General features: G+C 67.5%; 18 protein-coding genes and 2 tRNA genes. 8 read left to right on the forward strand and 12 right to left on the reverse strand.

Annotated features, from left to right (window positions below; translation table 11 throughout):
- Nucleotides 1–6: 6 nt before the first annotated feature.
- A complete protein-coding gene (locus A6B37_RS20660; protein WP_102775671.1) occupies nt 7–801 on the reverse strand; it encodes a MetQ/NlpA family ABC transporter substrate-binding protein in 795 nt (264 codons plus the stop codon).
- 171 nt (nt 802–972) lie between these two features.
- On the opposite strand from A6B37_RS20660, the gene A6B37_RS20665 reads away from it, so the two are divergent.
- Nucleotides 973–2,046 carry a DUF6817 domain-containing protein gene (locus A6B37_RS20665; RefSeq protein WP_111826789.1) on the forward strand — a complete coding sequence of 358 codons (1,074 nt, stop codon included), beginning with the start codon at nt 973–975 and terminating at the stop codon, nt 2,044–2,046.
- Between the two features lie 3 nt (nt 2,047–2,049).
- Here A6B37_RS20665 and A6B37_RS20670 read toward each other — a convergent pair whose 3' ends face one another.
- From A6B37_RS20670 to hemA, 5 genes are all read right to left on the reverse strand, one after another.
- Nucleotides 2,050–2,613, reverse strand: coding sequence for a UbiX family flavin prenyltransferase (locus A6B37_RS20670; protein WP_102775669.1), 564 nt, complete (start codon nt 2,611–2,613; stop codon nt 2,050–2,052).
- 8 nt (nt 2,614–2,621) lie between these two features.
- Nucleotides 2,622–2,948, reverse strand: coding sequence for a Grx4 family monothiol glutaredoxin (gene grxD / locus A6B37_RS20675; RefSeq protein ID WP_102775668.1), 327 nt, complete (start codon nt 2,946–2,948; stop codon nt 2,622–2,624).
- A gap of 93 nt (nt 2,949–3,041) precedes the next feature.
- Nucleotides 3,042–3,866 (reverse strand): peptide chain release factor N(5)-glutamine methyltransferase, encoded by an 825-nt coding sequence (gene prmC / locus A6B37_RS20680; RefSeq protein WP_102775667.1) that lies wholly within the window; start codon nt 3,864–3,866, stop codon nt 3,042–3,044.
- Between the two features lie 13 nt (nt 3,867–3,879).
- On the reverse strand, nt 3,880–4,962 hold the full coding sequence (gene prfA / locus A6B37_RS20685; protein ID WP_111826790.1) for a peptide chain release factor 1: 1,083 nt from the start codon (nt 4,960–4,962) through the stop codon (nt 3,880–3,882).
- A gap of 85 nt (nt 4,963–5,047) precedes the next feature.
- Nucleotides 5,048–6,322 (reverse strand): glutamyl-tRNA reductase, encoded by a 1,275-nt coding sequence (gene hemA, locus A6B37_RS20690; RefSeq protein ID WP_102775665.1) that lies wholly within the window; start codon nt 6,320–6,322, stop codon nt 5,048–5,050.
- 297 nt (nt 6,323–6,619) lie between these two features.
- On the opposite strand from hemA, the gene A6B37_RS20695 reads away from it, so the two are divergent.
- From A6B37_RS20695 to A6B37_RS20715, 5 genes are all read left to right on the forward strand, one after another.
- Nucleotides 6,620–6,695: transfer RNA gene (locus tag A6B37_RS20695), tRNA-Phe, on the forward strand.
- Nucleotides 6,696–6,872: 177 nt separating this feature from the next.
- Entirely contained in the window at nt 6,873–7,646 is a 774-nt protein-coding gene (locus A6B37_RS20700) for a hypothetical protein (protein ID WP_111826791.1), read from the forward strand.
- Entirely contained in the window at nt 7,643–8,140 is a 498-nt protein-coding gene (locus A6B37_RS20705; protein WP_102775356.1) for a PIN domain-containing protein, read from the forward strand. The genes A6B37_RS20700 and A6B37_RS20705 overlap by 4 nt, the downstream gene beginning before the upstream one ends.
- A gap of 111 nt (nt 8,141–8,251) precedes the next feature.
- Nucleotides 8,252–10,735: a mechanosensitive ion channel domain-containing protein gene (locus A6B37_RS20710; protein ID WP_111826792.1), complete on the forward strand. Its 2,484-nt coding sequence runs from the start codon at nt 8,252–8,254 to the stop codon at nt 10,733–10,735.
- A gap of 32 nt (nt 10,736–10,767) precedes the next feature.
- A tRNA-Phe gene (locus A6B37_RS20715) sits at nt 10,768–10,843 on the forward strand.
- A 39-nt stretch (nt 10,844–10,882) separates the two neighbouring features.
- On the opposite strand, the gene A6B37_RS20720 is transcribed toward A6B37_RS20715, so the two are convergent.
- Together A6B37_RS20720 and A6B37_RS20725 are read right to left on the reverse strand one after the other, a co-directional pair.
- Nucleotides 10,883–11,917, reverse strand: coding sequence for a nucleotidyl transferase AbiEii/AbiGii toxin family protein (locus A6B37_RS20720; protein ID WP_111826970.1), 1,035 nt, complete (start codon nt 11,915–11,917; stop codon nt 10,883–10,885).
- Nucleotides 11,910–12,506: a DUF6088 family protein gene (locus A6B37_RS20725; RefSeq protein WP_111826793.1), complete on the reverse strand. Its 597-nt coding sequence runs from the start codon at nt 12,504–12,506 to the stop codon at nt 11,910–11,912. Before A6B37_RS20725 ends, A6B37_RS20720 begins: the two co-directional genes overlap by 8 nt.
- A 402-nt stretch (nt 12,507–12,908) precedes the next feature.
- Between A6B37_RS20725 and A6B37_RS20730 the strand changes: the two genes are divergently transcribed.
- Complete coding sequence (locus A6B37_RS20730) at nt 12,909–14,981, forward strand: copper-translocating P-type ATPase (RefSeq protein ID WP_111826794.1); 2,073 nt, start codon at nt 12,909–12,911, stop codon at nt 14,979–14,981.
- A 14-nt stretch (nt 14,982–14,995) separates the two neighbouring features.
- On the opposite strand, the gene A6B37_RS20735 is transcribed toward A6B37_RS20730, so the two are convergent.
- The 4 genes from A6B37_RS20735 to A6B37_RS20750 all read right to left on the reverse strand — a co-directional run bounded on the left by A6B37_RS20735 (nt 14,996) and on the right by A6B37_RS20750 (nt 17,136).
- Nucleotides 14,996–15,676 (reverse strand): RNA polymerase sigma factor, encoded by a 681-nt coding sequence (locus tag A6B37_RS20735; protein ID WP_111826795.1) that lies wholly within the window; start codon nt 15,674–15,676, stop codon nt 14,996–14,998.
- Between the two features lie 19 nt (nt 15,677–15,695).
- Nucleotides 15,696–16,049 carry a cupredoxin family copper-binding protein gene (locus A6B37_RS26250; RefSeq protein WP_246842531.1) on the reverse strand — a complete coding sequence of 118 codons (354 nt, stop codon included), beginning with the start codon at nt 16,047–16,049 and terminating at the stop codon, nt 15,696–15,698.
- Complete coding sequence (locus A6B37_RS20745) at nt 16,042–16,569, reverse strand: DUF4142 domain-containing protein (RefSeq protein WP_102775351.1); 528 nt, start codon at nt 16,567–16,569, stop codon at nt 16,042–16,044. Before A6B37_RS20745 ends, A6B37_RS26250 begins: the two co-directional genes overlap by 8 nt.
- Nucleotides 16,570–16,674: 105 nt before the next feature.
- On the reverse strand, nt 16,675–17,136 hold the full coding sequence (locus tag A6B37_RS20750; protein WP_111826796.1) for an Lrp/AsnC family transcriptional regulator: 462 nt from the start codon (nt 17,134–17,136) through the stop codon (nt 16,675–16,677).
- Between the two features lie 191 nt (nt 17,137–17,327).
- Between A6B37_RS20750 and A6B37_RS20755 the strand changes: the two genes are divergently transcribed.
- Entirely contained in the window at nt 17,328–17,969 is a 642-nt protein-coding gene (locus A6B37_RS20755; RefSeq protein WP_102775385.1) for a LysE family translocator, read from the forward strand.
- The last annotated feature ends 2 nt before the right edge of the window (nt 17,970–17,971 follow it).

A 17,971-nucleotide genomic window follows, 5' to 3' on the forward strand; every position in this document is an offset into this window, starting at 1 on the left:
GCGGGCTTACCAGGAGGTCGAATAGGCGCCGGGGAACTGCCGGGCGACGAAGGCCTTCACCTCGTCCGACTGGTAGGCCTTGATGAAGCGCGCGACGCGCGGGTCGTTCCTGTTGTCCTCGCGGGCCGCGATCACCACCGCGGCGAAGGGCGCGTCCTTGCTTTCCAGGGCCAGCGCGTCCTTGGCCGGCGACAGGCCGGCCGGGATCGCGTAGGCCGAATTCACCGCGGCCGCGTCCACGTCCGACAGCGAGTGCGGCAGTTGCGCGGCCTCGATCTCGATGAACTTCAGCTTCTTCGGATTCTGCTCCACGTCGAACAGCGAAGCCGTCACGGTCACGCCGTCCTTGAGCGTGATCAGCTTGGCGGCGGCCAGCACCAGCAGGGCGCGCGCGCCGTTGGTGGGATCGTTCGGGATGGCCACCTTGCCGCCCTGCGGCAGCTCGTCCAGCGACTTCAGGCGCTTGGAATAGATGCCCATCTGCTGCACCACGGCAGTCGCCACCGGCACCAGCTTGTAGCCGCGCGCCTTGTTCTGCGAATCCAGGAAGGGCTTGTGCTGGTAGATGTTGAGGTCCAGCTCCTTGGCGTCCAGCGCGGCGTTCGGCTGGATGAAATCGCTGAACTCCACCAGCTTGACCTTCAGCCCGTCCTTGGCCGCCACGCGCTGCGCGACCTCGCCGATCTGCGCGTGCGGGCCGACGGTCACGCCCACCGTCAGTTCGGCGTCCTGCGCCATGGCCTGGGTGCCGGCAAAGCCCGCCAGGGCGGTGAAAACGGCCAGGAAATGGCGTAGGCGCATACAAGTCTCGCAAAGTCGGTAGGAAAGACCCCGCATTCTAGTGAGCGGGCTTCAAAACCGGAAGCGATGAATATTCATATTGATATGCGAATTACGATATAAAGCCGCGCGCCATGACAAGCCGGCGGCATCCGGACACAATACGGGCTTGCTTTCATTCATCGCGATCCCATGTCCGCCACCACAGAACTCCACCCCCACGCGCGCGCCCTGCTCTCCGACCACTACGCCGCCGTGGACGCCGACCTGCCCGCCCTGCTGGACCTGCTGTTCGCCCGTAGCGCCGGCGAAGACTGGCACAAGGCCGGCACCTTCAAGCACCACCTGCTGGGCGTCTACCGCACGCTGGCGCTGTGGAACCAGCCGCGCGAAGTGCGCCTGCTGGGCCTGTTCCACAGCGTCTACGGCAATGAATACGTGGACCTCACCCTGTTCGACCGCGAGCGCGAGCGCAGCACGCTGCGCGAGGCGCTGGGCGCCGAGGCCGAGGAATGGGTGAGCCTGTTCTGCGCCATGCCGCGCACGAAGTTCGTGCAGGCCATCCTGCAAGGCCAGGGCGCGGGCCCGGACGGGCTGAAGCTCGAAGGCGCGGACGGCCAGGTCTATGCGCTCACGCCGCGCCAGGTCGCCGCTTTCATCGTCGTGTCGGCCGCCGACATCGGCGAGCAATGGCACAGCTGGCAGGACGAGATCTTCGCCGGCTATCCGCAGCAGCAGCGCCGCGACCTGAAGACGAACTGGGCCGCCTCGATGTGGCCCGGTCCGCTCAAGCCGCCGTCGAACATCCTGTCCATGCTGTCGCACCTGCTGGCGCCCTTGTCGCGCATGCCCGCCGACACCGGCATTCCGGTCCCGCCCGCGTTCGACGGCTGCCGCGCCACCCTCAGCCCGCGCGACGAAGCCGCCGCCAGCGCGCTGTACTGGCAGGTCGTGACCCGCATGCACCCGATGACCGAAATGGACAGCGCGCGCCACTTGCTGGAAGCCGCCGTGGCGCACAACCCCTGGGTGGGCGAGCCGCGCCTGCTGCTCGCGCAGCTGGCCTTGACCGCGGGCGACTTCGACGCCGCGCAGGCGCATGCCGCCGCCGGCCTCGCGGCCCTGCAGGCCTGGGGCACGGCCTGGGACAAGCGCATCGAATGGGCCGGATGGATGGCCTGGGCGCGCATCGAACTGCAGAATGCCAGGGCCCGGCAATGGCCGGAGAACCTGGCGGCGCTGAACGGATTGGGCCTGGTCCAGTAGGACCTACTTCATGCCTTCCCAGTGGGGGCCGGGCACGGCGATATCGAAGAGTTCCAGCACGCGCGCCACGGTGTGATCCACCATTTCCTCGATGGACGCGGGGCGGTGATAAAAGGCCGGCAGCGGCGGAAAGACGATGCCGCCCATTTCCGTGACGGCCGTCATGTTGCGCAGGTGCGCCAGGTTGAACGGGGTTTCACGCACCATCAGCACCAGGCGCCGCCGCTCTTTGAGCGTGACGTCGGCGGCGCGCGTGATGAGATTGTCCGACAGGCCGTGGGCCACGGCCGCCAGCGTGCGCATCGAACAGGGCACGATCACCATGCCGGCGGTCTGGAACGCGCCGCTGGCCAGCGTGGCGCCCACGTCGCGCACGCTGTGCACGTGATCGGCCAGGGCGTAGACGTCGTGGCGGCTGACGTCCAGCTCGTGCTTGATGTTGAGCACGCCGGACGCCGACACCACCAGATGCGTCTCCACGTCGTCCACGCCGCGCAGCGCCTGCAGCATGCGCACCGCGTAGAGCGCCCCGGTGGCGCCCGTGATGCCGATGACCAGCCGCCGCACGGGCTTGCTCAGGCCATTGCGCCGGATTGCTCCAGCAGGGTCTTCAGTTCGCCGGACTCGTTCATCTCATTCATGATGTCCGAGCCGCCGACGAATTCGCCGCCCACGTACAGCTGCGGAATGGTGGGCCAGCTGGAGAATTCCTTGATGCCCTGGCGGACTTCCTCGTCCTCCAGCACGTTGACCGTGACCAGCTTCTTCACGCCACAGCTCTTCAGGATCTGGATGGCCTTGCCGGAAAAGCCGCATTGCGGAAACTGGGCGGTGCCCTTCATGAACAGCACGACGGGGTGCTGGGTCACGGTTTCGCGGATGAATTCTTGAACGTCGCTCATGGTGGTCTCTTGGACAGGCGTAGGGGAATACGTCAATTATAGGTACAGCGGGAAAAATCGCCCGGATACCCCGGGAGCGGCCCGGGGTATCGTTCAGGCGGGGAGCCGGCCGCCGGAGATGCGCTCGATGCCGGCCAGGTCGCGCCGGCTGTGCACGGCCTCGAATCCAGCGGCGGCCAGCATGTCGCGCACCGCCTGCGCCTGGTCCCAGCCATGCTCCAGCCACAGCGAGCCGCCGCGCTTCAGGTGGCGCCGCGCGCCCTGCACGATGCGGGACAGGTCCTGCAGGCCGCCGGCGCCGTCGGTCAGCGCGCCGCGCGGCTCGAAGCGCACGTCGCCCTGCTCCAGGTGCGGATCGTTGCTGGCCACGTACGGCGGGTTGGACACGATCAGGTCGAAACCCTCGCCCGCCGGCACCGCCTCGTACCAGCTGCCCTCGACCAGCCGGACCGAGGCCGCCAGGTCCCAGGCGTTGCCCGCCGCCACCGCCAGCGCGGCCGCGCTGACGTCCGAAGCCATCACGCGCGCGTCGCGGCGCGCCAGCGCGATCGAAATCGCGATCGCGCCGCTGCCCGTGCCCAGGTCCAGCACCGCTGGCGCGGACAGGCCGGCCAGGCATTCCAGCGCGGTTTCCACCAGCACCTCGGTGTCCGGGCGCGGAATCAGCACGTCCGGCGTGACCCGCAGGCGGTGGCCCATGAACTCGCGATGGCCCACCAGATAGGCCATGGGCTCGCCGGCCAGGCGGCGTTGCGCCAGCGCCTCGTAGGCGGCCGCGACTTCCGGCGCGAGCGCATCGGTGTCATGCGCCAGCAGCCAGGCGCGCGGCTTGCCCAGCACGTGCTCGAGCAGCATGCGCACCTCCAGCCGCGGCAGGCGCGCATCGAGCAGCAGGGTCTTGAGCTGCGGCGGCGTCATGGCGCGGCTCCGGTCAGAGATCGTCGCCCAGCGCCGCCAGCTGCTCGGCCTGGTGTTCGGCGATCAGCGCGCCGGTCAGTTCCTCCAGATCGCCTTCCATGATCTGCTGCAGCTTGTACAGCGTCAGGTTGATGCGGTGGTCGGTCACGCGGCCCTGCGGATAGTTATAGGTGCGGATGCGTTCGGAGCGGTCGCCCGAGCCGATCAGGCTCTTGCGCTCGGCCGCCTCCTTGCTCTGCCGCTCGCGGACTTCCTTGTCCTTCAGGCGCGCGGCCAGCACCTGCATGGCCTTGTCCTTGTTGCGGTGCTGCGAGCGGTCGTCCTGGCACTCGACCACCAGGCCGGTAGGCAGGTGGGTGATGCGCACGGCCGAATCGGTCTTGTTGATGTGCTGCCCGCCCGCGCCGCTGGCGCGGAAGGTGTCGATGCGCAGGTCGTTCGGATTGATGACGATGTCCGACATCTCGTCGGCTTCCGCCATGATCGCCACGGTGCAGGCCGACGTGTGGATGCGGCCTTGCGCCTCCGTGGCGGGAACGCGCTGCACCCGGTGCGCGCCGGATTCGAACTTCAGGCGGCCGTAGGCGCCGTCACCGTCGATACGCGCGATCACTTCCTTGTAGCCGCCCAGTTCGGACGGGCTTTCGGACATCAGCTCCACGCGCCAGCCGCGCTGCTCGGCGTAGCGCGTGTACATGCGCAGCAGGTCGCCCGAGAACAGCGCGCTCTCATCGCCGCCCGTGCCCGCGCGGATTTCCAGGAACACGCTGCGGCCGTCGTTGGGGTCGCGGGGCAGCAGCAGCACCTGCAGCGCCGCTTCCAGCTCCTCCAGCCTGGCGCGACCGGACTTGAGTTCGTCCTCGGCCATGGCTTTCAGGTCCGGGTCCGCCAGCATCTCCTGGGCGGCCGTCAGGTCCTCCTCGGTGCGCGTGAAGGCGGTGAACGCCTCGACCACGGGCTCCAGTTCGGCGCGTTCGCGCGAGAGCTTGCGGAAGCGCTCCATGTCGGAGGCGGTTTCCGGTTCGGCGAGCATGGCGTCGACCTCGATGAGGCGGTGGCACAGATGCTCCAGCCGGCTGCGCATGGAAGATTTCATGGGGAATGACCAAAAAGAAAAGCAGGACAGCGGGCGCCCAGAAACGGAACGCCCGCCAGAGAGGGCGGGACGTGGGACAGCGTCGCTAACGGCGCGAGTCGCGGCCGGGGAACAGGCGCGGCATCCAGGCAAGCAGCTGCTTGCGGTCCTCGCCTTCGCTGCGGTTCAGGGCCGCCAGCGGGCCGTGCAGGTATTTCTGCGTCAGGCCGTGGGCCAGCTGCTCGAGCACGGCCTCGGGCGATTCGCCCCGCGCCAGCAGCTTGCGGGCGCGCTCCAGCTCGGCGCTGCGGACGTCCTCGGCGGCCTGATGCAGGTCGCGGATGACAGGCACCACTTCGCGCGACTGCATCCAGTGCATGAAGCCCTGGACGCGGGTTTCGATGATGGCTTCGGCCTGCACCACGGCGGCGCGGCGCGCGTCCGTGCCGGTCTGGACCAGCCGGCCCAGGTCATCCACCGAATACAGATAGACGTCGTCCAGGCGGCCGACTTCGGGCTCGATATCGCGCGGCACGGCCAGGTCTATCATGACCATCGGCCGGTGGCGGCGCAGCCGGGTGGCCCGTTCCACCATCCCCAGGCCGAGGATGGGCAGGGAGCTCGCAGTACAGGACACGATGACGTCGAATTCGGATAGCCGGTCCGTCAGGTCGGACAGCTTCATCGTGCTGGCGGAAAACCGGTTGGCCAGGATTTCGGCGCGCTCGGCGGTGCGATTGGCCACCACCATGCTGCGCGGACGCTGCGCGGCGAAGTGCGTGGCGCACAGCTCGATCATTTCGCCCGCGCCGATGAACAGCGTGCGGGCCTGGTCCAGATTGCCGAACACGCGCTCGGCCAGGCGCACCGCGGCGGCGGCCATGGACACCGACTGCGCGCCGATGGCGGTCTGCGACCGCACTTCCTTGGCCACCGAGAAGGTGCGCTGGAACATCTGGTGCAGCAGCGTGCCCAGGGCGCCGGCCTCGCCGGCGGCGCGCACCGCGTCCTTCATCTGGCCCACGATCTGGGTCTCGCCCAGCACCATCGAATCCAGCCCGCTGGCCACGCGGAAAGCATGGCGCACGGCGTCGTCCTGGTGGTGGCGGTACAGGTGCGGACGCAGCGTGCCGGCGTCCAGGCGGTTGTGCTCGGCCAGCCAGGCCGGCAGTTGATCGGCCACGTGGCCGTCGGCCGCGCAATAGATCTCGGTCCGGTTACAGGTCGACAGGATCGCGGCTTCGCGCACCGAACCGCCGAACGCCGAACGCAGCCCTTCCAACGCGGGCTTCACCAGATCGACGGGCATGGACACGCGTTCGCGGACCGAAACCGGCGCGGACGTGTGATTCAGACCGAAGGCAAGGACTGCTACCGACATGAGGGAAGGACGGCCAGGCCATCCGCGGGTAAGTTAAGAACTGCCGCCGACAAGCGTCGCAACGGGCGGGGGATACAGGCACGTGCGCTGCGGCAGACCGCTAGCGATTATACTCCTGCGGGTTATCCCCAGGCCAGCCCGCGGCTTCCGCGGGCCGCAGCAACGGCCAACGTCTCCGCCAAACAACAGCGGCGGCCCGGACCGCCGGCCATTCGCGCCTCCAGGCGGACAATATCCAGGGATTTTCCTGCCGGCTGGCACAAGTCCGAAAAATTGTGTATAGTTGCGGACTTCGTTGGCCTGGTAGCTCAGTCGGTAGAGCAGAGGATTGAAAATCCTTGTGTCGGTGGTTCGATTCCGCCCCAGGCCACCAGAATTCCAAAATCCCCGCCTTGCGCGGGGATTTTTTATGCCTTTTCGATTTGCGCCGTTTTCTGGCCCTTCGCATTTTTCGGGTGGCATCCAGATTGGTATCCAAACTGGCATCTACGACCACCGCACCGGGGCAGGCACTCCCCTCTAGCCAGGCACTGGCTCTACAATCCCAGTTATGGGACCCGCCAATACGCTTCGTTTCGCTCTGCGCGACCGCATCAATGGCGTTGATGTGGGGCCGAAGCACGTCCCTCTGAGCCTTCTGGGCGAATTCCAGAAGGACGTCAGCGATTTTTTGCAGGGCTCGTCCCGGGACGTCAACCCTGCCGAGGTGCTGGTATCCGTAGACGAAGGATCGCTGGTCCTGGTGGCGACCGGGCTACTGGGCGCCTCGACGCTATGGTCCGACGTGGCCCGATTGTCCGACCTCGCCTCGCAGGAGGCGATCGATCCCAAGCGGGCGGCGGTCGTCGAGCGCTGGCAAATCCAGGCTCGCACCAACCCACAGCGGATTTACCGACTTGAAGATGCGGCCAGCCGCCCCCTGGCGACGGTCAACGCCCGATCAAACTTCAGACGGCCGGTCGACACCTGGGTTACGGTCGAAAAATATCTGCACGGCAAAGTCGTCGACTGGGGCGGCAAGACCAAGGCAAACATCCACCTGGTGCTGGAAGACGGCAAATCCCTGGTGGTGGCCGCCACCCAGCAACTCCTGGCCCAGGAAAGCGAAAATCGCCTCTACCGACCAGCGTTACTGCACGTGACCGCGGAAGAAAACCTGCGTACCGGCGAGCTGCGCAACCTGAATCTGCGCTCGTTCGAGGCGCACCACCCGGCCTATGACGAGGACGAATTCCAGCAGATGGTGCGTAAAGGCACTGCGGCATGGGCCGACGTACCCGATGCGGCCCAATGGGTCGAGTCGCTGCGCGGCGAGGGCGTATGACGGTGGAAGTGCTGCTGGACACCAGCTACCTGATATCCCTGGTCGACGCCAGACGACCCAACCATCAAACCGCCACCAAGTACTTCCGGCAGATGCTCGACGAATCGATGCCGATGTACTTTTCTGCCATCGTTGCCGCGGAGTTCGGCGTCAAGCAGCCGATCACCGACTTGCCCCTGCCAAAGTTCCGCCACTTGCCGTTCAACATCCCACATGGGCAACGTGCCGCCCAACTATGGAACGCGCTGGGTCCACGCGACGACAAGACTACCCGCCCCGTGGCGCGCGACGACATAAAACTGATCGCCCAAGCCTGCCACGAACGCATCCCGTTCCTCCTGACGGAGGACGCCTCGTCCCTGCATAAGTATTGCAAGCGGCTACGCGATACCGGGGCTTGCCAGGTACGCACCATCCTGTTGTCGGCTGGCTACGACCCCGGCGCTTTCCGGCTGGACGGCCAGCAAGGTCTGGACTTGGGCGACCAGATCTGAATAGCAGCGCCCCCTCCCCTTACTGACGCTTCCGGGATATCGTAAGAGGCGCCTGCGCCTTGCGCGGCCCCGCCGTTCTCCTCGACCGCTCTCATCCCCCGGAACCGCGACATGCGCGCCTATGCCAAGACGCTTTTCAGCCTGATCGCATTGTGGATGGCGGCCCTGGGCTGCGCTTACGGGCAGGACAAGCCCGCGCCGGCCGCCCAGCCGGCGCCCGCTTCCGCCGCGGCGATCCAGGTGGCGGACATTCCCTTGCGCGCCGATACCGATCACCGCTATGCCGAAGGCGTGATCGAGAACGTCACGGCCAGCGATCCCGCCGACAGGCTCGCGCCCCGCCTCGAGGCGATCGCCCGCTCCAGCGACGAGAAACTCCACCAGTTCCAGCCCGCCCAGCTGCGCACCCTGCCCGTGATGCGGCTGGAAAGCCTGGAACGGCATTGGATGTTCGATGCCCGCCGCTTCGATCGCTGGCAGGCCGATATGCAGCGCGCGACCGCGGCATACGCGGCCGAGGCCGCCGAGCTGGCGCGGCGCAGCGACGCCTGGCAGGCCATCCGCAATTCGCCCGGCGCGGCGCGCCTGCCGCCGGCGCTGATGACCAGCGTGGACGCGGTCATCGCGCAACTGGCGCAGGCCGAAGCCGCGCTGTCCGGCCCGCTGGCCCGCCAGATTGCGCTGAGCCAGCGCGGCGCCGCCGTCGAAAGCCGGATCATGGCGGGACAGCGCGAAGTCGCCAGCGCCATCGACGATATCGACGCGCGCCTGCTGCAGCTCGACGCCGCGCCGCTATGGCGCGTCGCCGACCAGCCTGTGGCCCCCGGCCAGGCGCTGGCGCTGCTGCGCACCGGCCTGGAACTGGAACTGCGCTTCGCGCGCGAGTACGCCGCGGCCGACACCAGCAACCAGCTCGCCCTGCATGTGCTGCAGGCCGTGCTGCTGCCGTTGCTGCTCTGGCTGGCGTGGCGCAGCCGCGCCGCGATCCGCGCGCAGGAGATGAGCGTAACGGCCGCCCGGGTGCTGGGCCGCCCGCTGTCCGCATGGCTGCTGCTGGCCATGATGGGCGTGCTGCTGCTGGAGGCGGACGCGCCGCTCATCGTCCAGCAGGTGGCGCTGCTGCTGGCGGTGGTGCCGGTGCTGCGGCTGCTGCCGCCGGCCACGCGCCAGCAGCTCGGCCTGTGGCCCTACGCCATTACCGGCCTGTACCTGATCGAACGGCTGGGCGTGCTGTTCCTGGTCAGCGAGACCTGGTATCGGCTCCACAGCCTGGTGCTGACCCTGCTGGCGCTGGCGGCCTCGCTCTGGCTGCTGGCGCGCGCGCGCCGCGCCCCCGACGCCCAGGCCCCGGGCCGCCTGCGCAAGGCCTTGCACGCCATCGCCTGGGGCGCCACGGCGCTGCTGGCCATTTCCGCGATCGCCAACATCGTCGGCAACCTGTCGCTGGCCGAGATGCTGACCAGCGCGGTGGTCAGCAGCGGCTATTTCGGCCTGATGCTGTATGCCGGCGTCACCATCATCGTCACGCTGCTGCAATTGCTGCTGGCCCGCCCAGGCGTGTCGCGCTTCCGGATCGCGCGCGAGCACGCCCCGCCCCTGGTGCAGCTCCTGATCCGGCTGGTGACGGTCGGCGCGGTCATCGGCTGGGCCGTCTACACGATGGACCGCTTCCGCATCCTGCGCGCGGTCTACGGCATCGTGACGCAAACGCTGTCGTACACGCTGGCGGTCGGCAATATCACGATCAGCCTGGGCAATATCCTGGTGTTCGTCGTCTCGGTGCTGATCGCGTTCTGGGCCGCGCGCACGGTGCGCCTGCTGCTGCACGACGAACTGCTCAACCGCATGCCGCTGCCGCGCGGGGTGGGCAACAGCGTGGCCTCGCTGAGCTATTACTCGGTGTTGCTGCTGGGCCTGGCGGTGGCGCTGTCGGCGGCCGGCGTCAAGGCCAGCCAGCTCGCCATCGTGCTCGGCGCCCTGGGCGTGGGCATCGGCTTCGGCCTGCAGAACGTGGTCAACAACTTCGTCTCGGGCCTGATCCTGATGTTCGAGCGCCCCATCCAGCCGGGCGACGCCGTGGACATCGGCGGCACCTCGGGCGAAGTGCGCGACATCGGCATGCGCGCCACCCGCATTCGGACCTTCGACGGCGCCGACGTGGTGGTGCCCAACGGCACCCTGCTCTCGGAAAAGCTGACCAACTGGACCATGCTGGACCGCAACCGCCGCATCGACATCAACCTGGGCCTGGCCTACGGCACGGACCCCGCCCGCGCCCTCGAACTGCTCACCGAGGCCGCCCGCGCCACGCCCGGCGTCTCGGTGCAGCCGGCGCCGCTGGCGCTCTTCATGGGCTTCGGCCAGAGCACCCTGGACTTCAGCCTGCGCGCCTGGACGCCCGACTTCGACCGTTCCCTGGTGGTGCGCAGCGACCTGCTGTCGCGCATGTACGCCGCGCTGACCCAGGCCGGCATCGAGATCCCCTACCCCCAGACCGACCTGCACCTGCGCAGCATCTCCGAGGCCGCCGGCGCCACGCTGGCCCAGGCCCGCCATCCCGCTTCCGGACCCGAACAGCCGCCCGGCCCCGCCTGAGGCGGATTTTGTGTATAGTTGCGGACTTCGTTGGCCTGGTAGCTCAGTCGGTAGAGCAGAGGATTGAAAATCCTTGTGTCGGTGGTTCGATTCCGCCCCAGGCCACCAATACATTTGGCAGCGCGCACGGCTTCCCGGCACAGTTCTTTATTTTTTCTGTCGCCGCGCAACGCCGTTCATCGTGACTTCGAGTTCTGCGCAAGCGTCCATCAGCGCATCGAAGTGCATGGCATCTCCCACCATCAAGTCATCCGCCAACATGGCCTCGTAGTCCTTGGCCAGCGCCTCCAGGGCTTTGCCTTCGGGAACGATTTTCAAATTCCCTGTAGCCGCCGCCATGTAGTCGATCGCCATGCCGAAGGCATCCTTCTCAATGAAGAAACACGATTTGTGACGAGCGACGACCTCGGCCACCGCCTGATCGCCCACGACGGCCGAAAAGGCCGGGCTTCGGGAAATCGCAGCCAAGTCATGCCAATGCCGCGCGTAGCGCTCGCCACGGATGCGACCTTGCGCGCAAAACACATGGGCCGCGGTGGCCTTCTCCCAAAACGTGCGGGCGACACTCATGACTAGCGGCGTAGCAGCCGGAAACGAGACCTCGGTCAAATGCTCCGCAATGTCGCAGGTCACCGCGCATGCCTGATGCGGCTCGCCAGTGGCGCGCCCGCCAAATTCCAGCGTAACTACGGGCGCCACATAGCCTGTGCCTTGCGTCAAGGCAGGATAGCGCAGGAACAGCTTGTCGCGGTCTTGTCCACCAAGTTCTAGCTGGACGTCCAGTCGCTCATTGGCCAAGGCCGCCTGAAGCACAGGTTGCACCGCCTGCGTGATCCAGTCCGGTAGCCGATGCCGGACTGCCTGTGTCCACTTGCTTGCCTGACTACGGCTGCCCGGCAACTCGCTTCCCGCACCAATCAGATCGGGAATCAACTTGCGGATGTCATAAGTCAGGTCGACGTCTTCGGAAAAGCGGTCGATGACTTTGTAGACCTTGGATAATGAGGTGCCGCCCTTGAACGTCAGATCGGCCGCCAATGGCGAGGCGAACAGCGTGCGCAACGTCCACACCACCCATATGTCTTTTTCGAACAAATGGGTAGGGCGACCACTTTCGGCGCGTCCAAATTCCAGGGCTTCCCGCTGTTCCGCCTTGCTCAGACTGAAGAAGGAATCAGCCACGTACGGCTTCCTGGCCAATGGCTTTCGCCATCCAGCCTGGCAGCGTCGCGCGCGCAGAAGCCAGCAACTGCCATTCGCCATCGGGCAAGGTGCGATGCAACGAAACCACCGACTCGCCGGCATGCATGGGCCCGATCCAGGCCAGCGCGCGCACGGCCGCGCCGGCAGGGCGCGCGCCTAACGCCAGCATCCAGCGTGGCGCGTGCTTCACCAGTACTTCCGAGCGCCCGAGCCGGAGCTTGCGGGTCCGACCTGAAGTCAGATACACCTCGCGTATCGGCACTTGCTGCGTCAGGCCCAGCGCGTTGGCCGCGCTGGCGCCATGCGGCACGACAATTTCTCCGCTTTGATCGGCTAGCGCCTGGACAACCTTCTCGGGCGCGGGCGCCCGTGAGCCGAACCGCCCTGCGACCGGCGTCGCGTAGAGCCCGCGTGCCACACGCAGCAACTTTCCGGCCTTGGTCAGCCGCGAAAACGCCTGATCCACCGCAGGCCTGCTCCCCAGGTGCAGGAATTCCTTGGGCGAGAGGACGCCTCCCTCGGGCAGGGATTGAGCGTGTCGCAGGATGGTTTCGGGCAGCGTGTGCATGGGCGCCTTTGATATCAGAATAACTATACCAGTTTCTGACATCGGGGCAACTCTACAGTTCCGCCGATTCCGCACATTCGCTATTCGCGAATTGCGAATGGCGCCGACAGAACTGTCCGCAGGCTCGCCCTGTCGTACGCTGCTTTAGCGCAATATGTCCATGCGACGCCCTCGGAAAAGATTACAAAAAAGTAATCCCCACGTAACCCCCGCGCCATCATCGCGCCGTCACACTGGAAATTCTGCGTAATCAGGGAGCGGCACCGCTCCGGGACTCGAGGGATAGGCATGGACCATCGGCATCATTCGCAGCACTCCCCCCAGCACAGCGCGCACCACCAGGCGACGCCTCCAGCGCCGGCGCCGGCCGAGACGCCGCCCGGCACGATCTACACCTGTCCCATGCATCCGGAGATCCGCCAGGATCATCCGGGCAACTGTCCCAAGTGCGGCATGACGCTGGAGCCGCTGATTCCGCTGGAGGCGGAGGACGATGGCGAGCTGCGGGATTTCCAGCGGCGCTTCTGGTGGACGCTGCCGCTGACGGTGGCGGTCACGGTGCTGGCGATGTTCGGCCACCGGCTGGGCTGGTTCGACATGGCGACGCAGTCCTGGCTGGAACTGGTGCTCTCCTTGCCGGTGGTGCTGTGGACGGGCTGGCCGTTCTTCGTGCGGGCCTGGCAGTCGATCGCGCGGCGCAGCCCGAATATGTGGACGCTGATCGGCCTGGGCACGGCGGCGGCCTTTGTCTATAGCGTCGTCGCCACGCTGGCGCCCGGCGTTTTCCCCGATTCGTTCATGTCCATGGGCCGGGTGGCGGTGTATTTCGAGGCCGCGGTGGTGATTATTTCGCTGACCATGCTGGGGCAGATCCTGGAACTGAAGGCCCGTTCGCAGACCTCGGCGGCGATCAAGTCGCTGCTGGGCCTGGCGCCCAAGACGGCGCGGCGCATCAACGCCGACGGCAGCGAAGAGGACGTGCCGCTTGCGCACGTGCACGTGGGCGACCTGCTGCGGGTGCGTCCGGGCGAGAAGATTCCGGTGGACGGCGTCGTCACCGAGGGCGGCAGCGCGGTGGACGAGTCCATGCTGACCGGCGAGCCGATTCCGGTCAGCAAGCGCGCCGGCGACGCGCTGATCGGGGCCACGCTGAACACCAGCGGCACGCTGGTGATGCGCTCGGAGAAAGTGGGTTCGGCCACCATGCTGGCCCAGATCGTGCAGATGGTCGCGTCCGCCCAGCGCTCCAAGGCGCCGATGCAGCGCATGGCCGACGTGGTGGCCGGCAAGTTCGTGGTGCTGGTGGTGCTGGTGGCGCTGGCCACGCTGCTGGCCTGGGGCCTGTTCGGGCCGGAGCCGAGCTGGGTGTTCGGCCTGATCAACGCCGTGGCGGTGCTGATCATCGCCTGCCCTTGCGCGCTGGGGCTGGCCACGCCCATGTCGGTGATGGTGGCCACCGGGCGCGCGGCCACGCAGGGCGTGCTGTTTCGCGACGCCGGCGCAATCGAGAAGATGCGCGAGGTGGACACGCTGATCGTGGACAAGACCGGCACGCTGACCGAAGGCCGGCCGGCTTTCGATGTCGCGATCGCGGCGCAGGGCTATACGCCGGAGGAGGTGCTGCGGCTGGCGGCCAGCCTGGACCAGGGCAGCGAACACCCGCTGGCCGACGCCATCGTCAGCGCGGCGCGCGAGCAGGGCCTGGCGCTGGCCCCGGCGGCGGATTTCGACTCCGCCAGCGGCATCGGCGTGCGCGGCACGGTGCAAGGCAGGCGCCTGGCGCTCGGCAACACGGCGCTGATGGAACAGGAAGGCGTGCCGGTGGCCGCGCTCCAGGCCGACGGCGAACGCCTGCGCGGCGAAGGGGCCAGCATCATGCACTTGGCGGTGGACGGACGCTTCGCCGGCATCCTGGCCGTGACCGACCCGATCAAGCCCAGCACCCATGAGGCCATCCAGAGCCTGCACGACAGCGGCCTGCGCATCGTGATGGCCACCGGCGACGGGCTGACCACCGCACAGGCGGTCGGCGCGGCGCTAGGCATCGACGAGGTGCATGGCGAGGTCAAGCCGTCGGACAAGCTGGCCCTGGTGGAAAAGCTGCAGCAGGACGGCCACGTGGTGGCGATGGCCGGCGACGGCATCAACGACGCCCCGGCGCTGGCGCGCGCCGACGTCGGCGTGGCCATGGGCACGGGCACCGACGTGGCCATGAACAGCGGTCAGGTCACGCTGATCAAGGGCGATCTGCGCGGCATCGCGGTGTCGCGCCAGATTTCCATCGACACCGTGCGCAACATGCGGCAGAACCTGATGTTCGCCTTCGTCTACAACGGCATCGGCGTGCCGATAGCGGCGGGCCTGCTCTACCCGTTCACGGGATGGCTGCTGTCGCCGATGCTCGCGGCGCTGGCCATGAGCCTGAGTTCGGCCTCGGTGATCTTCAACGCGCTGCGGCTGCGCGGCGCCAGGTAAAAAACGGCCGCCGCTTACGCGCGCAAGCGCGCCAGCGTGGCTGCCACCAGCCGGTCGCAGTCGTCGCCGTCGAACTCGAACAGGCTTTTTTCGGTGGCGTCGATATCGTGCGACAGCGCTTCGCGCAGCAGCGCGTTGGCGCGGAAGTGGCGGCTGCGCACGGTGGCCTCGGGAATGCCCAGGCTGCGCGCCGTTTCCTCCACGGACAGTTCCTCGACGGCGCGCAGCACGAACACGGTCCGGTACGCGACCGGCAGCGCGTCCAGGCGCGCCTCCAGCAAGGCGCGCAGTTGCGCGCGCGCCGCCGCGTGGTAGGGCGGATCGAAGTCGTTGATCGTCATCGCGTCAGCCTCGTCTTCGATGTCGTCGGCCATGGGGCACAGCGCCTCGCGGCGTCCGCGCTTGCGCAGGCGGCCATAGCACTCGTTCAGAACCAGCCGCGACAGCCAGGTGAAAAGCGAGGCGTCGCCGCGGAACCGCGCGATCGAGCGGTACGCGGCCAGGTACGCTTCCTGCAAGGCCTCTTCGGCGTCGGCGTCGTTGCGCAGGGTGGCGCGCGCCAGGCGGTACAGCCGCCGGTTGTGGCGGCGCATCATCAGTTCGAACGCGGCGGCCTCGCCCGCCGCGATGCGGCGCGCGAGCGCCAGGTCGTTCTCTTCGGCCAGCACTGCGGCCGGCGCCGCCACGGTGTTCATGCGTTCAATCTCCGCCTCGTCATTGCGCGACCAGGGTCGCCTGCATGGTCGGATGGAACAGGCAGACATAGGCGATGCTGCCCGTCTCGTCGACAGTGTAGGTCCAGGACGCGCCGGCGGCGATGGCCCCCGAATCGAAGGCCTTCGACTGCGCGGTGGCGGTGTGCGGCACCAGGTCCTTGTTGACCCAGGTCACCCGGTCTCCGCGCCGCACCGCCAGCGTGGCCGGGACGAACCGCATGCCTTCCATGGTCACGACATGTTCGGCCGCCGACCCGTCCGCGGCGCGCGCCGGCGCGCCGGCCAGCAGGCCCGCGCAGAGCGCGGCGGCGCCGGCGCGCCGCCACACTGCGGGCAGGTTCCCCCTAGCCACCGGCGAGCCTCTTCTGCAACTGGCGGGCATGCTCCAGGTGCGCGATGAACGCGGGCCGCACCTGGACCAGCAGGGCCTTGAGCTCGGCGTTGTGCGCGCCCGGGATCAGGGTGCCGTCCAGGGCCTGGATGACCGCCTCGTGATAGGCCACTTCGTGGTCGACGTAGGCCTTATCGAACGCCGCGCCCTTCAGGCCCTTGAGCTTGGCCAGGTTCTCGTCGCCGCCTTTCTGCAGGCTGGCGCTGGTGGGGTTGGCCTCGGGCGTGACCTTGAGCTTCTGCACCAGTTCGCCGGCCGACTTGTTCACCGCCGTATGGTCGGTGACCATCAGCGCGGCGAACTCGCGGACTTCCTTGGCGTCGGATTTCTGCTGCGCCAGCTTGCCGGCGTCCACGTCCACCTGGTTGGCCACCACGACGATGGCCGCGATCTGCGGGTCGGTCGGGCCGTTGCCGTGCGCGAACGCGCTGGCGCCGGCCAGGACCAGGGCACAGAACCATGTAGTCTGAATCGCTTTCATTTCACCCCCCAAGACGATGGATGCAGGCGTGGCGGCGCGCCGGAATGGCGCGAAACGCGCTTGCATATGGGGTTGGATGTCGCGAGCGAGCGCCGCGTTCCGGCCTCAGCCGATCGGGACCGTCATCCCGTATTTGGCCCGGTTCATCACCACCAGGGTGGAGAAGCGCTTGACGTTGGGGTTGCCCCAGAAATGGCGCTGGGCGAAGGCCTCGTATTCGTCCATGTCGCGCATGGTGAGGGTGAGCACGAAATCGACGTCCCCGGTGACCGACAGGCATTGCATGATTTCCGACGCCCCCAGCATGGCGCGCTTGAAATGGTCCAGCTTGTCGGCGCGCTCGCTCTCCAGCGTGACCAGCACCACCATCATGATTCCGCGTCCGACGGCGGCCGGGTCGACCACGGACACGTCGCCCATGACCACGCCGGTCTCGCGCAGCCGCTTCATCCGGCGCAGGCAGGACGCCGGCGACAGGTTCACGCGCTGCGCGACCTCCTGGCTGGTGCGCTGGTTGTCTTCCTGCAGGCTTTGCAGGATCTGGAGATCGAAATCGTCTAGTTCCATAAAGGTCTCGGAACGTGTTGAAAGCGGGCGGGACGGGCCCGCCGTCGATTCTAAGCCGAGCCGCGCCGCAATCCGCCCCCATTTCGACGGGAAACCTCATTGCGACGCCTCCGGATGCAGGAATTAATCAGCCGGCTTGCTTACACTTGGAGCCCTCCGTCCGCGCCGCGGGCGGGCCGCTCCCTCGTATCATGCCGTCACTCCAGCTTTTCCTGCTATTTCTCGCCGCCGACGCGGCGCTCAAGCTCACGCCCGGCCCCGACATGGCGCTGACCCTCACGCGGGGGATGACGCAGGGGTTCCGGCCCGCCTTCCACAGCGTGCTGGGCAACGTCGCCGCCGGGTTCATCCAGGTGCCGGCGGTGGTGCTGGGGCTGGCTTCGGTGCTGCGGGCCTTTCCTTCCCTGTTCGTCGGGATCAAGGCCGCCGGCGGCCTGTACCTGGGCTATCTGGGCGTCAAGGCCATCGTGCGCTGCGCCCGCTCGGCCGAGGTGTCGCTGGCGGCGCGCCCGGGCGATGCGCGCGACGCGTTCTGGCAGGGCTTCATGACCAATCTGCTGAACCCCAAGGTGCTGCTTTTCATGATCGCCTTCCTGCCGCAGTTCACCAGTCCGGAAAACGGGCCGGTCTGGATACAGATGCTGGTGCTGGGCATCACCATGAAGGCGCTCAGCCTGCCCTATGGCAGCGGCTTCGCCTACGGCGCCTCGCGCATCCGCGGCTGGGTCGGCCGCAATCCGTGGTTCCTGCGCACGCAGCAAGGCCTGCTGGGAGCCATCATGCTGGCCCTGGCGCTGTATGTGCTGTATTCCACCACCGCAACCCTGCCCTGATC

Origin of the sequence: Achromobacter sp. HZ01 (assembly GCF_003267925.1) — a bacterium.
GTDB lineage: Bacteria > Pseudomonadota > Gammaproteobacteria > Burkholderiales > Burkholderiaceae_B > Achromobacter > Achromobacter pulmonis_A.